The organism is Duganella sp. GW821-FHT07G03 (assembly GCF_059418605.1).
In genome coordinates this window covers 104,090-126,299 of record NZ_JBWKQE010000008.1, presented here as the reverse complement: position 1 = coordinate 126,299, position 22,210 = coordinate 104,090, and the positions used below count along the sequence as shown (strand labels likewise).

Genomic DNA, 22,210 nt, shown 5'->3' with positions numbered 1-22,210 from the left:
AAAACACTCCTGACCACAAAAAACGTCTTAAAATCGATCGTTTTTTGTAAACTGCTGTGGACAAGCAGTACGAAATCCACAGCCTCCACCTTTACAAACCAAGGAAAACTATGCGTTTAGGCATCATCAGCGCTTTAGCTGAAGAACAGCACGGGCTGATAGAAGCCCTTGAGAGCCCCTACAAGCTCGTCCACGGCATGCGGGAGTACACGGGTGGGAAACTCTGGGAAATCGACGCTGTGTGCGTTCTGTCGCGTATAGGCAAGGTTGCAGCAGCGATGACAGCTTCCATCCTTGTGGAAAAGTTCGGAGTTACCCACATCGTCTTCACCGGGGTTGCTGGAAGCGGGGATAAAAATGTACAAGTCGGGGATATCGTCGTCGCTGAAGAGCTGGTTCAGCATGATTTCGATGCCAGCCCGCTTTTTCCACAGTTTGAGATCCCGCTGACAGGCTTGTCGCGCTTCGCGACCGACACTGCCCTGACCCAGCGATTGGCTGTCGCAGCCGCACAAACCACGCGGGTACACCGGGGATTGATCGCCAGTGGTGACCAATTCATAGGCAAACTGGCCCAAATTCAGGCGCTGAAAGCCGCTTTGCCTGATTTATTGGCAGTGGAAATGGAAGGCGCAGCGGTGGCGCAAGTGTGTTTCGAGCTGGGCATTCCGTTTGCCATCATCCGCACGATCTCGGACAACGCCAATGACGATGCGGCCGTCGATTTCATGCATTTCATCAAAACCGTGGCTTCGCGTTACGCTTTTGAGGTGATTGAAAACTTCTGCAAGGCCGCTCATCCAGCGGAAAATACGTAGAAATGGTGATCGTTCCGGCTGGGAGCATCGCCATGCGGGATGATCGAACCGGTCGCGCATGGGTGGTTGAACTTCCATCGTTTGCGATCGGCCGTTATCCTGTCACGCAAGCCGAATATGCGGAGGTCAGCGGCGCCTGGCCGGCATCCCACGATTCCCCGCACAGCCCGGTGGAAAACGTCTCCTGGATCGACGCCGTCCGGTTTTGCAATACCTTGTCGGCTCGCGCAGGATTAAGCGCATGTTACGAACTTCATGAAGACAGCGCCACTCGCATTCCCGGCAGTGACGGCTATCGCCTGCCCACCGAGGCGGAGTGGGAATATGCATGCCGTGCCGGAACCAACGGACCATGCTATGGCAAGCTCGACGACATCGCCTGGTATCGGGAGAATTCCGGCGGCCGTTCCTGTGTGGTGGGCCTGAAGCAGCCCAATCTGTGGGGACTGCACGATATGCTGGGCAATGTCTGGGAGTGGTGCGAAGACCAATACGATCCCGAGGTCTATGGCCTGTATCGGGTATTCCGGGGCGGTGGCTGGTCGGACGCCGAACGCGGCTGCCTGGCGACGAACCGCCGCCGCAGCCATCCCACGTATGCCATTGACGACCTCGGATTCCGCCTCGTCAGATCGCAGGCGTAAAAAAAAGGGCCAGGTTTTATCCCGGCCCCCAAAACAACAACAGGTGATCGTTACTTTATGCGTCCAGCGTCATCAGGCTGGCGTTGCCGCCGGCTGCCGTCGTATTCACGCACAGAGCGCGCTCAGCGAGCAAACGCCACAGGGGGATGGCGCCATCCTCGTTGGTGTCGATCAAGCCCACCAGCGCCCCGCTACGGGCCGCCAGCGAGGTGCGCAGGCCGGCGACCAGCATCGTCTCCACCAGCGCGATCTGGAAATCGCCAGCGAAGCTGTCCAGGGTGCCAACCACCTGGACGCGGTCCTTGACCGCTGCCGGCAGGTCCGCCGGCAGCAATTTGGACGATTCCGCCGTCAGCAGCGCAATATTGCCGGTCGCCAGCGTCGCTGCGATCTGGTTCAGCAGGCCGGCTTGGGTAGCGGCCGCGCACACCACGGAACCGCGCGCGACCAGCGCCAGCGTGTTGCGTTCACCGGTCGGGCCAGGCAAGACGGTCACGCTGCCCAGCATCGTGGTGCGGCCGTATTGCTCGGCCAGGGTTGCGGCGCGTTCGTGGCCGTGTGTTTTTGACCAGACTGCCAGTGCATCCAGGCCTGGCGTTGCTTGGCTCTCGTGCTGGGCGCTGGTAATGGCGCCGCGTTGCAGACGTTTCAGGTACAGCGGACCGCCGGCTTTCGGGCCGGTGCCGGATTTGCCTTCGCCGCCGAACGGTTGCACACCGACCACTGCGCCGACGATGTTGCGGTTGACGTAGATATTGCCGACATGCGCGCGCGAGGTGATGTAGTCGATGGTCTCATCGATGCGCGAGTGTACGCCCAGCGTCAGGCCGTAGCCGCTTTCGTTGATCTGCTCAATCAGCTTCGGCAGATCGGCGCGTTTGTAGCGGATCACGTGCAGCACCGGGCCAAACACTTCCTGCGTCAGTTCGGACAGCGAGCGGATTTCCAGCACGGTTGGCGGCACGAAGGTGCCGGCCGCGGTCACGCTGGCAGGCAGGTCCAGCGAGAAATAGTTCAGTGCGGTCGCCTTCAGCTTGTTGATGTGCGCCAGCAGGTTTTGCTGGGCTTCGGCGTCGATCACCGGGCCGATATCGGTCACCAGGCGGTCCGGGCAGCCGACTTTCAGTTCCTGCATCGCGCCCTTGAGCATTTTGATGGTCTTGTCGGCGATATCTTCCTGCAGGAACAATACGCGCAGCGCCGAGCAGCGTTGGCCGGCGCTGTCGAAGGCCGACGAAATCGCGTCCTGCACCACCTGTTCCGGCAGCGCCGACGAATCGACGATCATGGCGTTCTGGCCGCCGGTCTCGGCGATCAGCGGGATATCGGCGTTTTCAGCGACGGCGCGCTTGGCCAGGGTGCGGTTGATCAGCTGCGCCACTTCGGTCGAGCCGGTGAAGATCACGCCTTTGACGCGCGCGTCGGCGGTCAGCGCGGCGCCGACCACTTCGCCGCGGCCCGGCAGGAATTGCAGCGCGGCTTGTGGAATGCCCGCTTCGTGCAGCAGCTCGACGGCGCGGTGGGCGATCAGCGGCGTTTGCTCGGCCGGCTTGGCCAGCACCACGTTGCCGGCCGCCAGCGACGCGGCCACCTGGCCGGTGAAGATCGCCAGCGGGAAGTTCCAAGGGCTGATGCAGGTCACCGGACCCAGCGCTAGGGTGTTGGTCGAGCCATGCACTTCGCCGGCGTAGTAGCGCAGAAAGTCGACCGCTTCGCGCAGCTCGGCGATGGCGTTCGGCAGCGATTTGCCGGCTTCGCGGATCGCCAGGGTCATCAGTTCCATGGCGTTGGTTTCGAACAGGTCGGCGGCGCGGTTCAGTGCGGCGGCGCGCAGCGACGGTTCGGTGGTCTGCCAATCCATGGCGAAATTGCTGGCGCTGGTCAGCGCGGTTTCCACGTCGGCGGCGCTCGCTTCCACCAGTTGGCCGACGATGTCGCTCCGTTGCGCCGGGTTGGTCACGTCCTGCGTCGGCTGGCCGGTGCTCAGGCCGCCAGCCAGCAAAGGCGCGGCGCGCCAGCTGCGCGGCACGGCCAGTTCTGCCGAAATTTTACGCAGCACGTCTTCATTGGCGAGGTCGAAACCGGCCGAGTTCTTGCGGTCGCCGAACATGTCCAGCGGCAGGGCGATGCCGGTGTGCGGCAGGCCGCCCTGTTCGCGCGCCTGGGCGACCGGGTCCTTGACCAGCGATTCGACCGGGATCGCTTCGTCGACGATCTGGTTGACGAAGGACGAGTTGGCGCCGTTTTCCAGCAGGCGGCGCACCAGGTAGGCCAGCAGTGTTTCGTGGGTGCCGACCGGTGCGTAGATGCGGCACGGCTTGTCCAGATTGTTTTTGCCGACCACCTGGTCGTACAGCGATTCGCCCATGCCGTGCAGGCACTGGAATTCGTAGTCGGTCACGCCGTCGCGCTTGGCCCAGGTGTAGATCGTCGACAGGGTTTGCGCGTTGTGGGTGGCAAACTGCGGATAAATCACGCCGGTCGAAGCCAGCAGCTTTTGCGCGCACACCAGGTAGGACACGTCGGTGTAGACCTTGCGGGTGTAGACCGGATAGCCGCTCATGCCGTCGACCTGGGCGCGCTTGATCTCGGCATCCCAATACGCGCCCTTGACCAGGCGCACCATGAACTTGCGGCCACTGCGCTTGGCCAGGTCGATCAGGAAGTCGATGACGAAGGGGCAACGCTTCTGGTAGGCCTGCACGACGATGCCGATGCCTTCGAAACCGGCCAGCTCGGGGTCGTAGGCCAGCGCTTCGACCAGGTCCAGCGACAGTTCCAGGCGATCGGCCTCTTCCGCATCGATGTTCAGGCCGATGTCGTAGTGCTTGGCCAGCAGCATCAGTTCGCGCACGCGCGGCAGCAGTTCTTCCATCACGCGGCTACGCTGGGCGCGGCTGTAGCGCGGGTGCAGCGCCGACAGTTTGACCGAAATGCCGGGACCGTTCTTGATGCCGCGGCCGTTCGAGGCCTTGCCGATCGCGTGGATCGCGGTTTCGTAAGAGGCGTAGTAATTCTTGGCGTCGGCCTCGGTCAGCGCCGCTTCGCCCAGCATGTCATAAGAATAACGATAGCCGCGCGCCTCGTTGGATTGGCCGTTCTTGATCGCCTCATCGATGGTCTGGCCGGTGACGAACTGGTTGCCCAGCATGCGCATCGCCAGGTCCACGCCTTTGCGGATCAGCGGTTCGCCGCCCTTGGAAATGAGCTTGGTCAGCGCCGAGCCCAGGCCGGTTTCGCTGCTGGTGGACACCAGCTTGCCGGTGATCAGCAGACCCCAGGTGGCGGCGTTGACGAACAGCGAAGGCGATTCGCCCAGGTGCTTGCGCCAGTCGCCCTTGCTGATTTTGTCGGCGATCAGGCGGTCGGCGGTGGCGTTGTCGGGAATACGCAACAGTGCTTCGGCCAGGCACATCAGCGCCACGCCCTCTTCCGACGACAGCGAAAACTCGTGCATCAGGGCGTCGACGCCGGAGGCGCGGGTGCGCTGTTCGCGCACCGAGCTGACCAGTTTATGTGCCAATTGCTGGGCCTGTTGCAGGGTGCCGGCGTCGTTGTTCTTGATTTGTTCCAGCAGCCATTGAACGGCGCTGACTTCGTCACGGCGATAGGCCGCCGTCACTGCTGCGCGCAGGGGAATCGGGTCGCGCAGGATTTCGGCCTGCATGGCGGCGAAAGGGGTAAAACCGGTGGCTGCTGCTGCTTGCATTGATTACTCTCAGAAGGAAAATTTGGGCGCAGCTGATTACAAAAAAACGCTCTGCCTGCAAGTGCCGGCGAGCGTGAATCTGAGTCAACTGCTGATGATTCGATTGTAGTGTGATTTCTTCTGGATTAATTCTGGTATTGCAGGGGACTAGCAATAGATTGTTTTTAGTGCGACAATTTAACCAAATAATATTTATTTGGGAGTTCCCGGAAATGTTAGACAAGATCAGCAAAAAAATCTTGATGGAATTGCAGAGCGATGGCCGCATCAGCAATGTGGAGCTGGCGGCGCGGGTGAACCTGTCACCAGCCGCTTGCCTGGAACGCGTGCGCAAGTTGCACGAATCCGGCTACATCATGGGCTACACGGCCCAATTGAATCCGCAGCTGCTGGATGTGTCCCTGCTCGTCTTCATCGAAGTGGTGCTCGATCGCACGACACCCGAAGTGTTCGACGCCTTCAAACACAGCGTGCAGGTGATACCGGAAGTGCTGGAGTGCCATATGGTTGCCGGCGGCTTCGACTATCTGGTCAAAGCCCGCGTCAAGGACATGGCGGCCTACCGCGAATTCCTGGGTAAAACCCTGCTCCAGAAGGGCGTACGCGAAACGCATACCTACGCCGTCATGGAAGAGGTGAAGAATACCACCAAGTTACCCATAAAATAGCATCAGGGAAATAAATTAGTCGAGACGCCCAAGGCGCCTGGTAAAACGGGGGACAGATGAAGCTTTTGCAGCACAAGCTGGTGCAACGTGGATTGTGGATTTTGGGCGCGACGGCTGGTGGTACCTGCCTTGCATATTTGTTCAAGCTGACGGTTGGCGACGGCGCCGCGCTGGCCTATACGGCGGCCCCGGCGGCGCTGACCGGGGCCTTGCTGGCCCGGTGGGCCGCCGGCCTGAATCAGGACGAGGGCGGCGTGCGCCGCTTCGCCCAGGTGGTCGGCGACGAAATCGACGCCATCATGATCGGCGCGGCGGAAACCTCGTATTTCGTCGATTCGGTCAAAAAGAAAATCGAACTGGACGTCGGCACGGCCGAGGTGATCGTGCGCAGCGCAGCCCACAACGCGCAGGCCACCGCCGCCATTGCCGCCAATGCCGAGCGCGCCGCCAAGATCGCCGCCCAGGTGCGCGGCGAGACGGTCGCTGGCCGCACCGAGGCCGATCACGGCTTGCAACGCATCAATACGGCGCGCCAGGATGCGCAGACCGCGGCGGCCGTCATGGCCAGCCTGCAGACCAATTCCCGCAAAATCTACGGCTTTACCGAAGCCATCAGCGAAATCTCGGCCCGCACCAACCTGCTGGCGCTGAATGCGGCCATCGAGGCGGCGCGCGCTGGCGAACAGGGGCGCGGTTTTGCCGTGGTCGCCAGCGAGGTGCGCCAGCTGGCGCTGCGCACCAAGGAAGCCACCGACGAAATCAGCACCATGGTGCGCGAGATTAATCAGCAGGCCGAACAGGCCGCCACCGGCATGAATTCGCTGGCGCTGAAGGTCAGCGAAGCGGCCGGCAACGTCGAAACGGTGCATGGTTTGCTGGGCAACATCGAGCGGTCGTCGGGCGTGTCGGAGGAAGAGATCGGCGAGATCGCCCGGGCGTCGCGCGAACATGTCGCCACCACGGAAGAAATCGCCACGGCCATCGCCAGCATCCGCGACAGCCTGTTATCCACAGAGAAGGAATTGCCGCGCGCCGCCAGTTCGGCGATGGCGCTGGCGGAACGGGCTGAAGTCATCACCGGCGCGCTGGGGGAATCGTCGATCGTCACCTCGCACGATGCGATCCGCATCGCCGCGCAGCAGGCGGCCGAGCAGGTGGGACGGATTTTCGAGGCGGCTGTCGCTTCCGGCAAGATCACGCGCGATGCGTTGTTCGACCGCGGCTACACGGCTATCCCGAACACCGACCCGCCCAAGCACAAGACCCGCTTCGACGATTTCACCGACCGGGCGCTGCCGCAGTTGCAGGAAGGTTTGCTGGCGGCCATGCCGCAGCTGGCCTATGCCGGCGCTGTGGATAACAACGGCTATTTCCCGACCCACAACAAGAAGTTTTCGCAGCCGCTGACGGGCAATTACGACGTCGATATGGTCAACAACCGCACCAAGCGCATCTTCAGCGACCGCACCGGCAAGCGCTGCGGCGCAAACACCAAGCCCTTCCTGCTGCAAACCTACAAGCGCGATACCGGCGAAGTGATGCACGACTTGTCGGCGCCGATCTATGTGAACGGCAAGCACTGGGGCGGTTTCCGCATCGGCTACCGCTCCAGCCACCAGTAATCAGTAGGTATCGTTTTTGGGCGCCGTGCCCGGCGCGGTGCGCTGGGCCACGGTGTTCATGCCCTCCAGGTGCATGCGCAGCCACTTGTGGGCCGGGCTGCGGGCATCGCGCTCGTGCCACAGCATGTCCAGGTGCACGGCCGGCAAGGTGAACGGCAATTCCTTGGAAATCAGCGCGTCGGTCATGCCGGTCGAGGCGATCAGGTGGCGCGGCAGCACGGTGATCAGGTCCGAATTGGCCACCACGCGGCCGGCGGTGAAGAACTGGTTCACCGTCAGCAGGATGCGGCGCTCGCGCTGGATTTGCGCCAGCGCCTCGTCCACCAGGCCGTGCGCGCGGCCGGAAAAACTCACCAGCAGGTGATTGGCCTTGCAATAGTTGTCCAGGTTCAGCTCGACCTTGGACAGCGGATGGTCGCGCCGCATCACGCACACATAATGTCCCGAATACAGCCGTTCATGGCGGATCGGCGAGCCGGTCTCATATGATAGCTGCGCCGCCACGCCGGGGAAGAAGCCCACCGCCAGGTCGATATCGCCGCGCAGCAGCATCGGCCGCGGCTCGCGCGTGGTCAGCGGCACCATGCGCACGTTGACGCCCGGCGCTTCGCTCTCGATCGAGCGCATCAGCGACGGCAGCCAGAAGGCGGCGGTGGCGTCGGCCATCGCCATGCGGAAGGTGGCGTGGGCGGCCGAGACGTCGAAGGTTTCCGGCGCCACCGCCGCTTCCAGGCTGGCCAGCGCGCTGCGCACCGACGGCCACAGCGCCTCGGCGCGCGGGGTCGGCTTGACGCCGTAGGCGGTGCGGATCAGCAATTCGTCGCCCAGGCTCTCGCGCAGGCGCTTGATGGCGTTGGAGACGGCGGGTTGGGTCATGGCCAAATGGCCGGCGGCGCGTGTCAGGTTCTGCTCTGTCATCACGGCGTCGAAGACGCGTAACAAATTCAAGTCCAGCGTCAAAAAGCTCATGTCGGCTCGGGATGTGGGGTTGGGATCGGTACAGTATCGAGAAATATGGATTTCACGTCAATAACAAGCATCCCATTCACCAAACGAATAATTGTTATCGGGGAAGTAAATTGGATACTTATGTTGCGCTGCACTATAGTTACACTTGATTCTAAATGCAGTGCTACAACATGTCTACCATCATCTCAATCGTACAAAATTTTTCCTTGGTCGCCGCCGGTGAGCTGGCGCTGGTCAGCGGCGCCGTGTGCGCGCTGATCGTCCTGTTCAAACCGCTGCTGCGCGGCCTGGCGCGTGCCGCCATGCTGGTTATCAAGCCGAAGCGCAGCAAGGAAGAGCAGCTGCAGCGCCGCCAGATGCGCGATGCAATGATGCTCAAGCGCATGCTCAATGCGATGGAACGCGATCCCAGCCACGCCGCCGAACTGCGCGCCATGGCCGCGCGTGCCTAAGACGAATCTGCCTAAATAATAAGCAGCGGTACCGAGGGGATCACCCCGCCGGTACCGCGCCGCAGCATTACTTCTCGCCCAGCAGGGCAGGTTTCAGCGAGCTGTCGACCGGATGGTCGCCCAGCCAGATGCGCAGCACGGCGTTGTAGAACGCCATGTCCGGCATCAATTCCCCGATTTTCTTACCGTTCAGATAACACTGCGTGCCCTCGCCCGGGGTCCAGTCCAGCAGCATCTGGTCGCCCTTTTTCAGCGCCTGGATCTGTGCGAACACTTCGCCGAACTTCATCGTTTGCGGCGCGATCTTGCTGCGTTCGTTCTTGTCGGTATTGTTGTTCAGGCCTTCCAGGAAGGCTTTGCCGAAGTCTTCCGAGCTCACTTCGCGCAGCATCGTGATCGACACGCGGCGCGGGCCCTGGGTGGCCAGCACGTCCGGCACGGAGGTTTTCTTTTCGGTCAGGTACAGGCCGGCGGCGTAGACCTTGAAGATGACCTTGGTGCGCAGACCGGCGCCGTTCAGCTTCAGTTCTTTGCCGGCAACGCTGATGGTGTCGTCGAATTTAACGCCGGCCACTTCCACGGCGGCAAAGGCGGGCAGGCTGAAGCTGCCCGCCAGGAAGGCGGCCGCCATCAGGCTCTTGATGATATTTCTGCGATTCATGAGTTGTCTCCGAGGATGATAGATGCCAGCATCTCGCCCGCGATGTAGGCGTTGCTGGAATATACCACCGGGAGTCGCGCAAAAACGCGTGGCGGCGCAATTTGGCCGCACGGTCATGCTTTTTTAGGCTCGTCAGGCCTTGCTGGCGGCTTGCAAACGGTCGAATTTGTCGCGTAATTGCTCTTCGGACTCGCGCCAGGCGGGATTGAAGGGAATGCAGCTGACCGGGCACACCTGCTGGCATTGCGGCTCATTGAAATGGCCGACGCACTCGGTGCATTTGTCCGGATTGATTTCGTAAATTTCGGCGCCCATGTAGATCGCGTCGTTCGGGCACTCAGGCTCGCAAACGTCGCAATTGATACAGTCGTCGGTGATCATCAAGGCCATGATGGAACTCGCTTATTGCTCGGCGGCGGCGTTGGCGGCAATTTTCTTTTGCAGCCAGCGGTCGACCGATGGGAAAACAAACTTCGACACGTCACCGCCCAGCACCGCGATCTCGCGCACGATGGTGCCGGAGATGAACTGGTATTGGTCGGACGGCGTCAGGAACAGGGTTTCGACGTCCGGCAGCAGGTAGCGGTTCATGCCCGCCATCTGGAACTCGTATTCGAAGTCGGACACGGCGCGCAGGCCGCGCACGATGACGCGGGCGTCATGCTCGCGCACGAAATCCTTCAGCAGGCCGGAGAAACTCTGGACCTTGACGTTGGGATAGTGGCCCAGGACTTCGTTGGCGATGGTCAGGCGCTCTTCCAGCGAGAAGAACGGTTTCTTGTTCTTGCTGTCGGCGACACCCACCACCAGCGTGTCGAACAGACCGGATGCGCGACGCACCAGATCTTCGTGACCACGGGTCAACGGATCAAAAGTTCCTGGATAAACGGCTACTACCATCGCGGCTCCTTGCAGTGCACCAATATAGAACGCGCATTATGCCTGAAAATCCCTGTTTGCCTTAATTTGGGGCTGCTTGAAGCCCTTTTAGCGGCAAATGCGGGCCGTTCAAGCTGCCGTTTGCTTGTGCTTTAATAAATGGAAGAACACCATCCCGGCCTTGTCCGCCCGCAGCACTTCCCACGGCGCCATCCACTCCGGCGCATCGCCCTCGTCGAACGCCAGCGCCATGCCGGATTCGGCGTAGATCAGGCCGCCCTCTTTCAAGATGCGCGTGCACAACGGCAGGCAGCGTTCGAGGAACTCCTGCTGGTAGGGCGGATCGAGGAAGATCAGGTCGAATTTCTGGCCGCGCATGGCGGCCGACTGGGCCACGGCCAGGGCGTCGGCGCGCATGATCTGCACGTTCTCGGCTTTGAGCTTGGCCTTGATGTCTTCCAGCTGGCGCACCACCGGCACCACGGTGTCGATCATCGTCACCGCTTGCGCACCGCGGCTGGCCGCCTCGAAACCCAGCGCGCCGCTGCCGGCGAACAAGTCCAGCACCTGGGCGTCGGCCCAATTGCCGTCGCGCTGGTGATTGATCCAGTTGAAGACGGTTTCACGCACGCGGTCCGGCGTCGGCCGCAGGCCGGAGGCGCTCAGCACCGGCAGCGGCGTGCGCTTCCAGGCGCCGCCGATGATGCGCACCTGGTTGCTGTGCTGGGGACCGTGGACCGGTACTTTGGCTGGTTTCGCGGGCTTGTTGGCGGGCTTTTTTGGCATGTGGCTGTGTTCTAAGTCATTGATTCAACAGGAGCCACTATACCATACGGGCCTTAGCGGGGTTCCGCCGCCAGGTTGTTGAAGTCGTCGATCCAGCCTTGCATGCGCTTCTGCGCGTGAGCTTTCTGGGCCGGCGTGGCGATCTTGATGACGGTTAAGACTAGCTGCGCCGTGGAAGCTTCATAAGCGTCGAAGAATTGCTTGCGCTCGGAGTGTTCGAGGCGGTCGAAGGAGTCTTTGATCAGCGCGTGGATCAAGGCCATCGTCGCTTCCTTGTTCAGCTTTTCGCGCTGCACCTTTTGCACCAGCGTCAGAATGTTTTTCTGCCGGCGCATGCGCTCGTCCAGCCAGATGTCGTTGTCCAGCGGGCGCGCATCGGAAGCCTTGCGGATCTGCGCTTCCTGCTCGGCGCTGAAGTTGCCGAACCATAGCTCGAATTGCTCCATCGATTTTTTATAGCGGAACTTCAGTTGCGCGTCCGTGTCGCCCTTCATGTTTTTCTTACGGAACTCGGCGTTATTGGCGCTGAACTTCTTATCCAGCGCGGCGATCTGTCCGGGTTGCAGCGAGCGCACCAGGTCCGCCAGTTCCGGCAGCGCCTTGAACAGCAGCAGCTGGGTACGGCTCTTGACCTCGTCGTAGTCGCCCACCAGATCGGCCGCCGTCGGGTTGCCGGCCAGCTGGCGCTGTCCCGTTTGCAGGATTTGCACGTAGTCGTGCAGCTGGGTCTTGCGATGCCAGCGGAACAGCTCGTCAATATCCTTCTTGACCCAGCCTTTTTGATCGGCATTGAAGTCGACGTAAGCGTCCAGCCACCAGTACAGCAGTGTATCGCCGTGGTTATAGACCAGGCGCAGCGAGCTGCATCCGGCCAGGACCACCATCAGCACGATCAGGAAAAGGCGGCGCAGTGCGCGGTTGTAGTTATCTGGCATGTTAAACTTTCGCTTTGATTAACTCTGTGATTTGGCACCTATGAACGTAGTTATCCTCGCAGCCGGCATGGGCAAGCGCATGCAATCCGCGTTGCCGAAAGTGTTGCATCCGCTGGCGGGCAAGCCGCTGTTGTCGCACGTTCTGGATACGGCGCGCAGCTTGTCTGCCAGCCAATTATGCGTGATTTACGGACATGGGGGCGCTGCGGTGCTGGAGATGCTGGCCGCGCAGCCGGAAAAGGTTGCCACCGCACTGCAAGAACCGCAGCTGGGCACCGGCCATGCCGTCATGCAGGCCTTGCCTGAACTGGACGACAGCGCCGCCACCCTGATCCTGTACGGCGACGTGCCGTTGACCACTTCTGCCTCGCTGCAAGCGCTGGTGGACGTGGCCGGCAACGACAAGCTGGCCATCCTGACGGTGGTGCAGGACGATCCTACCGGGCTCGGCCGCATCATCCGTGAAAATGGCAAGATTGTGCGCATCGTCGAGCAAAAAGACGCGAACGAAGCCGAACGTGCCATTAAAGAGATCAATAGCGGCATTCTGGTCGTGCCCACCGCGCGCCTGAAGCAATGGCTGGGCGCGCTGAAGAACAACAATGCCCAGGGCGAGTACTATCTGACCGACATCGTCGCCATGGCGGTGGCGGACGGCGTACCTGTGGTGTCGGCCCAGCCGTCGGCCCAGTGGGAAGTGGCCGGCGTGAACAGCAAGGTGCAATTGGCCGAACTGGAACGCATCCACCAAGGCAATATCGCCCTGAAATTGCTGGAACAGGGCGTGACGCTGATGGACCCTGCCCGCCTCGACGTGCGCGGCGAACTGATTTGCGGCCGCGACGTCACCATCGACGTCGGCTGCGTGTTTGAAGGCAAGGTCGAGCTGGCCGACGGCGTGCGCGTCGGACCGCACAGCGTGATCATCAATTCCCGCATCCTGGCCGGCGCGCATATCAAGCCGTTCTGCCATATCGAAGAGGCGGTGGTGGGGGAAGTGTCCATCATCGGCCCGTATGCGCGCCTGCGTCCCGGCACCGTGCTGGCGGAGGATGTGCATGTGGGTAACTTCGTCGAAATCAAGAACGGTCAGATCGCCGCGCACAGCAAGGCCAACCACCTGGCCTACATCGGCGATGCGACGATAGGTTCGCGCGTCAATATCGGCGCCGGCACCATCACCTGCAACTACGACGGCGTCAACAAGTCCCGTACCGTGATCGAAGACGACGCCTTTATCGGCAGCGACAGCCAGCTGGTCGCTCCGGTGACCGTCGGCAAGGGTGCGACGCTGGGCGCAGGCACCACGCTGACCAAGGATGCGCCGGCCGGCAAGCTGACGATTTCCCGCGCGCGCCAGATCACTGTGGAGGGCTGGAGCCGCCCGGTCAAAAAACCGAAGTAATAGCACAGCACTCAACGCCAAACCGGGATACGTCCCGGTTTTTTTATTTGTGGATAACAATGTGGAGAAGCTTGCGCATAAGCCCTGAGGAAGTGGCGTATAAGCCCGGGAAAACTGCGGGACAACTTCCCTTGCATCAAAAAAGTGACCGCTTGCCACGGCCTGCAGCCGCGATCTACCTTGGGCTGTGGATAAGCCTGTGGGAAATCATGTGAGTAAGGCAGGATAACTTTTTACTGTGGATAAGCTTGGGTATAAGTCAGTGTAAAGCCCTGGGAAAAGCCATGGAAAACGCGGGAAAACATTTCCTGCGTTTTGCCCGGTGTGGATAAGCCTGTGCAAAAGCACCTGAACAAGGCGGGGATAAGTGGCTAAACCGCGATCCGCGTCTCGAATTTGCTGCGGAAAGTGGAAAAGTAGGCTTTGACATTGCGCACATTGGTCTGCGTGACGAACAGGCGGTGCGCCAGCGCGTGATAGGCCGGCATGTCGGCCACCTGGACGATCAGCACGAAGTCGGGCCCCGGCGCCACCCGGTAGCATTGCAACACGGCCTCGTCGGCCGCCACGTGGGCTTCGAACTCGGCCATGCGCTCGGCGGCCTGGATATCCAGTGAGATTTCCACGATCGCCGTCAGGCTGGGCCCGACCTTCTCCGGCGCCACGATGGCCACCTGGCGCTGGATCACCCCGCTCTCGGTCAGATGCTTGACCCGGCGCAAACAAGTCGGCGCGGAAACATGGACCGCCAGCGCCAGCTCGCTGTTTGTTTGCGACGAATCAACTTGCAGCGCATTCAAAATGCGACGATCCACTTCATCCATAAAAATAATCCTAAAAAATGAAATAATATTTCACGCTTTCAGCGTAATGAAAGAATATTCCAAAATATACAGGATTTAGAAAGCATATTTCAGAAGTACTGCTCTAGCATGGCTACACTTATTTTTAGCGAGGTTTTCTATGTGCGGCATCGTCGGCGCGGTAGCGCAACGCAACATCACTCCCATCCTGATCGAGGGCCTGAAGCGCCTGGAATACCGCGGCTACGACTCCTGCGGCGTCGCCCTGCACGTGGATGGCCAGTTGCAGCGTTCGCGCAGCACCTCGCGCGTGGCCGACCTGGAAAAGCAGATCGCCGAAGTCGGCATGCAAGGTTTCACCGGCATCGCCCACACCCGCTGGGCCACGCACGGCGCGCCGGCCTCGCACAATGCCCACCCGCACTTCTCGCCGACCACCGAACAGGCGCGCATCGCGCTGGTTCACAACGGCATCATTGAAAACCACGACGAATTGCGCGCCGAACTGACCGCGCTCGGCTACGTCTTCCAGAGCCAGACCGACACCGAAGTGATCGCCCACCTGGTCGACCATATGTACAACGGCGACCTGTTCGACACCGTCCAGCAAGCCGTCAAGCGCCTGCATGGCGCCTATGCGATCGCCGTGTTCTCGCGCGAAGAGCCGCACCGTGTGGTCGCCGCGCGCCAGGGCTCGCCGCTGATCGTCGGCCTGGGCCAGGGCGAGAATTTCGTCGCTTCGGACGCGATGGCGCTGGCCGGCACCACCGACCAGATCATCTACCTGGAAGAAGGCGACGTGGTCGACCTGCAACTGAGCCGCACCTGGATCGTCGACGTCGACGGCAAGCCGGTCACGCGCGAAGTCAAGACCGTGCAGGCGCACACCGGCGCGGCCGAGCTGGGCCCATACCGCCACTACATGCAGAAAGAAATCTTCGAGCAGCCGCGCGTCATCGGCGACACGCTCGAAGGCGTCACCGGCATCATGCCGGAACTGTTCGGCGACGGCGCCTACAACGTCTTCAAGCAGATCGACCGCGTGCTGATCCTGGCCTGCGGCACCAGCTACTACTCCGGCCTGACCGCCAAGTACTGGATCGAATCGGTGGCCAAGATCCCGGTCAATGTCGAGATCGCCAGCGAATACCGCTATCGCGACAGCGTGCCGCACCCGAACACCTTGGTGGTGACGATTTCGCAAAGCGGTGAGACCGCCGACACCTTGGCCGCGCTCAAGCACGCGCGCAGCCTGGGCATGGAACACACGCTGACGATCTGCAACGTTTCGACCAGCGCCATGGTGCGCGAGTGCAAACTGGCCTACATCACCCGCGCCGGCGTGGAAGTGGGCGTGGCCTCGACCAAGGCCTTCACCACCCAGCTGGCCGCGCTGTTCCTGCTGACCTTGTCGCTGGCCCAAGTCAATGGCCGCCTGAGCGAAGAGGAAGAAGAGCAGCACCTGAAAGCCATGCGCCACCTGCCGGTAGCGATCTCCGCCGTGCTGGCGTTGGAGCCGCAGATCATCGCCTGGTCGGAAGATTTCGCCCGCAAGGAGAACGCGCTGTTCCTTGGCCGCGGCATGCACTACCCGATCGCGCTGGAAGGCGCGCTGAAGCTGAAAGAGATTTCGTATATCCACGCCGAAGCATATCCAGCGGGCGAACTGAAGCACGGCCCGCTGGCGCTGGTGACAGAAGAAATGCCGGTCGTCACCATCGCCCCGAACGATGCGCTGATCGAAAAGCTGAAGTCCAATATGCAGGAAGTGCGTGCGCGCGGCGGCCAGCTGTACGTGTTTGCCGACGTCGACTCGCGCATCACCTCGGGCGAAGGCGTGCATGTGATCCGTCTGCCGGAGCACTATGGTTTGCTGTCGCCGATCCTGCACGTGGTGTCCTTGCAGCTGCTGGCCTACCACTCGGCGCTGGCACGCGGCACCGATGTGGACAAGCCGCGTAACCTGGCGAAGTCGGTTACGGTTGAGTAATTTGACGGCAGTCACGTAGACTCAGCTTCGGCCAACAAAGACGTAGCGAAAACGCCGACCCCATAGAGGTCGGCGTTTTTTATTTAAGTCGCATGTTCTTGCTGTAAGGCGCGGTTATTGCGGCCGTTGGTAACCGCTGTCGGCCAGCAGGCGCTCGAAGTCCCTGGCGTTGAGGATGTCGACGATGGCCTGCTTCTTGTCCTTGGCGTTCTGGTAGTAGGCCTGGCAGATGCGGAAGCCCATGAAGTAGCCCAGGTCGGCCGGACGTCCGCTCGCCTCGTTGGCGCCGCCGTACAGCCATTTGCTCAGGTCGCTGCCCTGCATGGCGACGAAGAATTCCTGCTTCAGTTCCGCCTCGTGCGCGTAGCCGTAGGCGTAGAGTTTTTCGTTGAAGTTGCCTTGGACGACCAGCGAGGCCACGAAGTCGGCGCCGCCCTCCTTGATGGCGTGGCCCAGCAGATTTTGTGGCGACATCTTTTGCTGGAAGTGCATCAGCTCGTGGGTAACAAGCGACGGCATCAGCGCAAAGGAATTGATGCCGTTTTTGTGCCACGGCGTCAGTTCGTCGGTCGGCACGCCCGGCGCCATGGTGAACATTTCAGTGCCGATCAGCAGACCATCCTGCGAGGCGGTGCCACCGGAATTCATGGTGCCGATCAGGAAGTACACATCGGGAAAGGTCGCCTTGTCGTACATGCTCTTGAACTTGCGCATCGCCGCGCGCACCGCAGGTTCCGACTGGTTCACTTGCAGCGTCAGCGGACGGATCGCCGCGTAGTATTTGGGCCGCTTGCTGATGGTGGCGTACAGGTTGGCGCCGCTGACGATACGGTGCGCGACAAAGCCCTGCAGTCCGACACTGCCGGCGTCCAGGTACTGCTGGTCGAGCAGCTGCGCCGGCGCGCTGGACGCCGGCAGTTGCTCGTAGACTTTCCAGAAGCGGTCGATGTCGTTGGTGATGAATTTGAATTGCCCGGGATCCGCGTGCGCGGCCTGGTAGGCCTCTTCGTTGGCGATGGCGCGCTTGACGATGGCCGGCCAGCGCGGGTTGCCGCGCAGGGGCGCAAGCTCGGGGTCCTCGTTGAGCACGTCGGCCAGCCGCATGCCTTCGGCCACGCCGCGTTCCAGTGCGGCCAGCGCCTCCGCGTGGTTGCCAGTCTTGAGGTAGGCGTCGGCCAGGAAGTACATCAGCGTGGCGTCGCGATAGCCGCCCTCGCGCGCGGCGCGGTAAGCGCTGATTGCCGCCGCGTAGTCCTTCTTCTCCAGCGCGGTGCCGGCGGCGTTGGCCAGCAGGCGCGGCGATTGCTGCGCCTGCGCTGCGCACATGGCGGCGGACAGGCACAGGGTCGCGCTCAGTAAAGTGCTCAGTTTCATCAGGTGTCTCCTTGGATTTGGAGACGCCATGATAATTGGTTAAACCACAAGGTCGAGGCCGCGACGACGCACTGCAATTTGGCGGGAATAGAATGCGGAAAAGGCGACACGAGCGTTTTTTCTCTAGTGCCGCTTCCGGTAGGCGACCGGGCGCTACTGCCCGCCGCAGGCCACCGACGACCCGTCGGGCGAAGCCTGGCAGAGCGGCGCCGCGCCGCCGCAGGCGACCTGGTGGCCGTCGGCCGAGTGCTCGCAGAATGGCGCCTTGCCGCCGCAGGCGACGTTTTGGCCATTCGCCGACTTCTCGCAAAACGGCGCGGCGCCGCCGCAGGCCACTTTGTCGCCGTCCTTCGATTTGGCGCAGAACGCCGCCGCGCCGCCGCAGGCGACTTGCTTGCCGTCGGACGAGGTCTCGCAGAAACCGGCCTTGCCGCCGCAGGCAACCGCGCTGCCGTCGGACGATTTCTGGCAGAACACGGCGGCGCTGCCGCAGGCCACCGACTTGCCATCCGGCGAGCTCTGGCAAAACGGCGGGCCGCCGCCGTTGGCGCTGCCGCTGGACTGCGCCGGCCCGGACTGCGGCACGATGGCGACGCAACCGGCGAATAGCAAGGTGGCAATCAGGGTCAAGCTGGAACGTACTGCCTGCGAAATGCGCATGGTTATCCTCAGGGTGGTTGTTGATCTTTTGCTATTGTACCCGTCCGTGCACTACGCCGGCCGCGTGCATACCGCGGTGGTGGCGCCCAAATGCAGTCGCACCGGCACCACGATTTCGCGCAGCGGTCCGCCGTCGATCAGCTGTTCGGCCAGGGTGATGGCTTCCACGGCGATGCGTTCGATGTCCTGCACCACTGTGGTCAACTCGTATGGCAGACCCGGCAGGCCGTCGAAACCGACCACCGACACCTGCTGCGGCATCTGCAAACCCAGGTCTTCGAGCGCGCCGATGGCGCCTATCGCCATTTCGTCGCTGGCGCAGAACAAGGCGGTGAAGCGCAAGCCGCCCTCCCATGCGCGGCGCACGGCGCGATAACCGCCCAACACCGAAAACTGCCCGTCCAGCTCCAGCTCCGGGCGCAGCGCGATGCCGGCCGCCGTCAGCGCCGTGCGGTAGCCGTGGCGGCGGTCGACGTCGGACTGCTGCGCGGTCGGCATGCCGACAAAGCCTATGGTTCGGTGGCCCAGTTCCAGCAGGCAGCGGGTGGCGGCCGCGCCGCCGCCGGCGTCGTCCGGCACGACAAAGGCTGCGTTCGGTTGATGTCCCAGCACCACCGCCGGCACCTTGCGTTGGGCCAGCAGCGCAAGGCGCTCCTGCACCGCTTCGGTGTTATGCAGCAGCACCGCGTCCGGCAGGCGGGCATAGGTTTCCAGCGGCGCGCTCATCTCGACGAAGCGGGTGCCCCGCTCGCCGGCCACTTGCACCAGGGCGCGCCAGAACAAGGTGAAATAAGGGCCGAAGCCGCCCTTGCTGAGGGAAATGCCGACGCTGTGGCGCGAACGCCGGCTCAATTCGCGCGCGGTCGGATCGGGCGAGTAGCCGGAGGCGTCCATCGCGGCCAGGATGCGTTGACGGGTTTCTTCGGCCATGCGGCCCTTGCCGTTCAGGGCGCGGCTGACCGTGCCCTTGGACAAGCCGAGATTCAATGCAAGTTGGTCCAACGTCATCTTCACTGCGCTTCCCCCGGCCCTGGCATGGCATCCAAAAGCGGCATGATACCGCCATTTGCCGGTTTCGCCGCATGTGTTGCTAATTGCATCGTTGAAGCGGAATGAATTGCAAATAAGTTTGGAACGCTGCATAATTATTTCGTTGCGCAACCGGTTGCGCACATAAGAAGCACCGGTTGCTCAATCGATAATTTCGGAAAATGCCTCAACCCGTCAGTGCCGATCACCGCCATGCCGCAGCGACCGCTTATACAGTTATAGTTAAAAAGATAATAGACGGAGACAAAAATGAAGAATCACAAGCGTTTTTTGCTGTCCACCATCACGCTGGCCGTTTGGGCGTTGACGCACCAGGCACAGGCGCAGGAAGTCGCCCCTGCCGCTGACAACACCCCCAGCGGCGCCGACCAGGGCCGGGCCGACGACAAGCTGAACCAGGTAGTGGTCACCGGCAACACCTCGCTCAAGCGCACCGTGCGCGAAAGCTCGGTGGCCGTCACCAGCGCCGACCGCGCCGACCTCGACCGCAAGGCGCCGCGCAGCACCGCCAGCGCGCTGGAACTGATCCCCGGCATGATGGTCGAGGACTCCGGCGGCGAAGTGTCCAACAACTACACGGTGCGCGGCCTGGCCGGCGGCGGCCAGAACTTCGTCCAGCTGTCCGAGGACGGGCTGCCAGTGTTCTACCATCCCGGCCTGGCCGACACCGTCCTCAAGCAGGAATTGTCGATCGACCGCATGGAAGCGGTGCGCGGCGGCACCTCCGGCATCCTGACGGTCAACGGCGCCGGCGCCACCGTCAACTTCATCACGGTGCGCGCCAAGGATGCGCCGGAGGGCGCGATCCGCCTGACCGGTTCCGACTATGGCACCAAGCGCATCGACCTGCGCTACGGCGGCGCGCTCGGCAACGGCTGGTACGCCGGCTTCGGCGGCTTCTACCGCACAGCCGACTCGGTGCGCGACATCGGCTTCACCGCCGACCACGGCGGCCTGCTGCGCGCCTATGTGGGACGCAAATGGGGCGACGGCGAATTCAGCGTCAATCTCAAGCTGGTCAACGACCACAACACCTTCCTGCTGCCGACCCCGTTCCAGAATCCGTCCAATCCGCAGCCGGTGCCTGGCTTCAACGGCAACTACGGCACCTTGCTGAGCGCCGACAACGGCGTCCAGGCCGGCCGCAATTCCAATGGCGTCCAGACCAACGACTTGAACGACGGCGTCGCCACCAAATCGACCTCGATCGGCTACAACTTCGAACAGCGCCTGAACGACGCCGTCACGGTGCGCTCCAAGGGCCGCTACACCGACTTCAAGAACGACTTCAACGCGGTGTTCACCTTCGACAACAACAGCATGCGCTCGGCCGCCGACCGTCTGAACCCGGCCACCAACGGCGACATCAAGGCCATGCTGGCGCGCTTCCCCGGCACCACGGCGGCCATCCGCGGCGTGGCCAGCGGCACCGTGTACGCCGGCGCCAATCTCGCCAACGTCAGCGGCAACGGCCTGCTGACGGATAACATCTCGGCCAAGAACCGCGCCTACCGCCAGAACTTCGTCAACGACCTGAGCGTCACCTGGAGCGCGGCCGGCAACAGCCTGACCGCCGGCCTGCTGACCATCGACCAGGATGAACAGGGCGGCAACGACGGCAACACCCGCTTCCTGGGCGAGGTGAGGAACAACCCGGCCCGCCTCGACATCGTCGCCATCGACGGCGCCGGCAAGGTGGTCGGCCAGCTGAGCGACAAGGGCGTGCTGGAATACAACCCGTGGGGCGTGGGCCTGAGCCGCTCCTCGCTGTCGTCGCAGAACCTGTACCTGAACGACGAGTACCAGTTCAACGAGCGCCTGCGGGTGGACGCCGGCATGCGCCTGGAGCACTTCCACTACCGTGTATGGCGTCCGCAGGGCTCGACCGTGGCGATCCCGGGATCGAGCAAGCCGGACGGCAGCGACGCCGACAACATCATGGTCAACAACACCATGCCGGCCTTCAACGGCCAGTACGACTACGTCGACAACGGCGCCGCCAACCACAGCTCGGCCACGGCCGGCGCCAACTACCTGATCAACGACAACCTGGCGGCCTATGCGCGCTATTCGCAAAGCTACCAGGCCAACAACGAGAATCCGGTGACCCACATCAGCTTTGGCGAACTGGGCGCGCGCTACCAGCGGCGCGGCTTCTCCGCCTCGCTGACGGCGTTCCGCACCAACTTCAAGAACTACCAGTTCAGCCGCCTGCTCGAGGGCGACAGCCTGGAAACCAAGATCGGCGGCGACATCATCGTCAACGGCCTGGAATACGAGCTGCAATGGAAGCCGCTGCGCTACGCCCGGGTCAACCTGACCGGCGTGGTGCAGAAATCGTCGATGAACATCAAGAGCGTCAGCGGACCGTCGGCCTCGACCATCAACACCGCCAACCTGGGCTCGCATCCCGAGCGCTCGCCAGACCAGAACTACACCATCACGCCGGCCCTGCTGCTGCCGGATAACAAGGGCGAGGTCTACCTGTCGTACCACCAGATCGGCAAGCGCTACGCCGATGCCGCCAACTCCTTCGTGCTGCCGGCCTACCACACGGTGGACCTGGGCGGGAGCTACCAGTTGACGCCGACGCTGGCGCTGAACGTGAGCGTGCAGAACCTGACCAACACCATCGGCCTGACCGAGGGCAATCCGCGCGCCGGATTCACCGAAGTCGCCGGCGGCAATTATTTCTTTGCCCGCGCCATCCTGGGCCGCAATATGCAGTTTAGCCTGACGGCATCGTTCTAAATGTGCGTCCTTGGCCGGCTGGCGCCCGCGTCAG

At 62.2% G+C, this 22,210-nt stretch carries 19 protein-coding genes; 8 read left to right on the top strand and 11 right to left on the bottom strand.

The window, feature by feature from the left end:
- The first annotated feature begins 110 nt into the window (after positions 1 to 110).
- Positions 111 to 818, top strand: a complete 708-nt coding sequence (locus AC07OK_RS13060; RefSeq protein WP_494690711.1) for a 5'-methylthioadenosine/adenosylhomocysteine nucleosidase — start codon at positions 111 to 113, stop codon at positions 816 to 818.
- Between the two features lie 2 nt (positions 819 to 820).
- Positions 821 to 1,462 (top strand): formylglycine-generating enzyme family protein, encoded by a 642-nt coding sequence (locus tag AC07OK_RS13055; RefSeq protein ID WP_494690710.1) that lies wholly within the window; start codon positions 821 to 823, stop codon positions 1,460 to 1,462.
- Between the two features lie 55 nt (positions 1,463 to 1,517).
- On the opposite strand, the gene putA is transcribed toward AC07OK_RS13055, so the two are convergent.
- Positions 1,518 to 5,171, bottom strand: a complete 3,654-nt coding sequence (gene putA / locus AC07OK_RS13050; RefSeq protein WP_494690709.1) for a trifunctional transcriptional regulator/proline dehydrogenase/L-glutamate gamma-semialdehyde dehydrogenase — start codon at positions 5,169 to 5,171, stop codon at positions 1,518 to 1,520.
- A 212-nt stretch (positions 5,172 to 5,383) separates the two neighbouring features.
- Between putA and AC07OK_RS13045 the strand changes: the two genes are divergently transcribed.
- Both AC07OK_RS13045 and AC07OK_RS13040 read left to right on the top strand, forming a co-directional pair.
- Positions 5,384 to 5,839, top strand: a complete 456-nt coding sequence (locus tag AC07OK_RS13045; RefSeq protein ID WP_008443393.1) for an Lrp/AsnC ligand binding domain-containing protein — start codon at positions 5,384 to 5,386, stop codon at positions 5,837 to 5,839.
- 56 nt (positions 5,840 to 5,895) lie between these two features.
- Positions 5,896 to 7,461 carry a methyl-accepting chemotaxis protein gene (locus AC07OK_RS13040; RefSeq protein WP_494690708.1) on the top strand — a complete coding sequence of 522 codons (1,566 nt, stop codon included), beginning with the start codon at positions 5,896 to 5,898 and terminating at the stop codon, positions 7,459 to 7,461.
- On the opposite strand, the gene AC07OK_RS13035 is transcribed toward AC07OK_RS13040, so the two are convergent.
- Positions 7,462 to 8,430: a LysR family transcriptional regulator gene (locus tag AC07OK_RS13035; protein WP_494690707.1), complete on the bottom strand. Its 969-nt coding sequence runs from the start codon at positions 8,428 to 8,430 to the stop codon at positions 7,462 to 7,464.
- 170 nt (positions 8,431 to 8,600) lie between these two features.
- Between AC07OK_RS13035 and AC07OK_RS13030 the strand changes: the two genes are divergently transcribed.
- Positions 8,601 to 8,882 (top strand): hypothetical protein, encoded by a 282-nt coding sequence (locus tag AC07OK_RS13030; protein ID WP_229224665.1) that lies wholly within the window; start codon positions 8,601 to 8,603, stop codon positions 8,880 to 8,882.
- A 67-nt stretch (positions 8,883 to 8,949) separates the two neighbouring features.
- On the opposite strand, the gene AC07OK_RS13025 is transcribed toward AC07OK_RS13030, so the two are convergent.
- From AC07OK_RS13025 to AC07OK_RS13005, 5 genes are all read right to left on the bottom strand, one after another.
- The gene (locus AC07OK_RS13025) at positions 8,950 to 9,543 is read right to left on the bottom strand and encodes a chalcone isomerase family protein (protein ID WP_494690706.1); all 594 of its coding nucleotides are present in this window, start codon (positions 9,541 to 9,543) and stop codon (positions 8,950 to 8,952) included.
- A gap of 132 nt (positions 9,544 to 9,675) precedes the next feature.
- Entirely contained in the window at positions 9,676 to 9,933 is a 258-nt protein-coding gene (locus AC07OK_RS13020; RefSeq protein ID WP_494690705.1) for a YfhL family 4Fe-4S dicluster ferredoxin, read from the bottom strand.
- A 12-nt stretch (positions 9,934 to 9,945) separates the two neighbouring features.
- Complete coding sequence (coaD, locus tag AC07OK_RS13015) at positions 9,946 to 10,443, bottom strand: pantetheine-phosphate adenylyltransferase (protein WP_026334762.1); 498 nt, start codon at positions 10,441 to 10,443, stop codon at positions 9,946 to 9,948.
- A 108-nt stretch (positions 10,444 to 10,551) separates the two neighbouring features.
- Positions 10,552 to 11,208, bottom strand: coding sequence for a 16S rRNA (guanine(966)-N(2))-methyltransferase RsmD (rsmD, locus tag AC07OK_RS13010; RefSeq protein WP_494690704.1), 657 nt, complete (start codon positions 11,206 to 11,208; stop codon positions 10,552 to 10,554).
- A 53-nt stretch (positions 11,209 to 11,261) separates the two neighbouring features.
- The gene (locus tag AC07OK_RS13005) at positions 11,262 to 12,143 is read right to left on the bottom strand and encodes a DUF6279 family lipoprotein (RefSeq protein ID WP_494690703.1); all 882 of its coding nucleotides are present in this window, start codon (positions 12,141 to 12,143) and stop codon (positions 11,262 to 11,264) included.
- A gap of 40 nt (positions 12,144 to 12,183) precedes the next feature.
- Between AC07OK_RS13005 and glmU the strand changes: the two genes are divergently transcribed.
- The gene (gene glmU / locus AC07OK_RS13000) at positions 12,184 to 13,548 is read left to right on the top strand and encodes a bifunctional UDP-N-acetylglucosamine diphosphorylase/glucosamine-1-phosphate N-acetyltransferase GlmU (RefSeq protein WP_494690702.1); all 1,365 of its coding nucleotides are present in this window, start codon (positions 12,184 to 12,186) and stop codon (positions 13,546 to 13,548) included.
- A gap of 371 nt (positions 13,549 to 13,919) precedes the next feature.
- On the opposite strand, the gene AC07OK_RS12995 is transcribed toward glmU, so the two are convergent.
- The gene (locus AC07OK_RS12995; RefSeq protein WP_494690701.1) at positions 13,920 to 14,372 is read right to left on the bottom strand and encodes an Lrp/AsnC family transcriptional regulator; all 453 of its coding nucleotides are present in this window, start codon (positions 14,370 to 14,372) and stop codon (positions 13,920 to 13,922) included.
- A gap of 139 nt (positions 14,373 to 14,511) precedes the next feature.
- On the opposite strand from AC07OK_RS12995, the gene glmS reads away from it, so the two are divergent.
- Positions 14,512 to 16,341: a glutamine--fructose-6-phosphate transaminase (isomerizing) gene (glmS, locus tag AC07OK_RS12990; RefSeq protein WP_494690700.1), complete on the top strand. Its 1,830-nt coding sequence runs from the start codon at positions 14,512 to 14,514 to the stop codon at positions 16,339 to 16,341.
- 114 nt (positions 16,342 to 16,455) lie between these two features.
- On the opposite strand, the gene AC07OK_RS12985 is transcribed toward glmS, so the two are convergent.
- The 3 genes from AC07OK_RS12985 to AC07OK_RS12975 all read right to left on the bottom strand — a co-directional run bounded on the left by AC07OK_RS12985 (position 16,456) and on the right by AC07OK_RS12975 (position 19,383).
- Entirely contained in the window at positions 16,456 to 17,715 is a 1,260-nt protein-coding gene (locus tag AC07OK_RS12985; protein ID WP_494690699.1) for a gliding motility protein GldB-related protein, read from the bottom strand.
- A 153-nt stretch (positions 17,716 to 17,868) separates the two neighbouring features.
- Complete coding sequence (locus tag AC07OK_RS12980) at positions 17,869 to 18,375, bottom strand: hypothetical protein (protein WP_494690698.1); 507 nt, start codon at positions 18,373 to 18,375, stop codon at positions 17,869 to 17,871.
- A 51-nt stretch (positions 18,376 to 18,426) separates the two neighbouring features.
- Positions 18,427 to 19,383 (bottom strand): LacI family DNA-binding transcriptional regulator, encoded by a 957-nt coding sequence (locus AC07OK_RS12975; protein ID WP_494690697.1) that lies wholly within the window; start codon positions 19,381 to 19,383, stop codon positions 18,427 to 18,429.
- A gap of 291 nt (positions 19,384 to 19,674) precedes the next feature.
- On the opposite strand from AC07OK_RS12975, the gene AC07OK_RS12970 reads away from it, so the two are divergent.
- Positions 19,675 to 22,176, top strand: a complete 2,502-nt coding sequence (locus AC07OK_RS12970; protein ID WP_494690696.1) for a TonB-dependent receptor domain-containing protein — start codon at positions 19,675 to 19,677, stop codon at positions 22,174 to 22,176.
- The last annotated feature ends 34 nt before the right edge of the window (positions 22,177 to 22,210 follow it).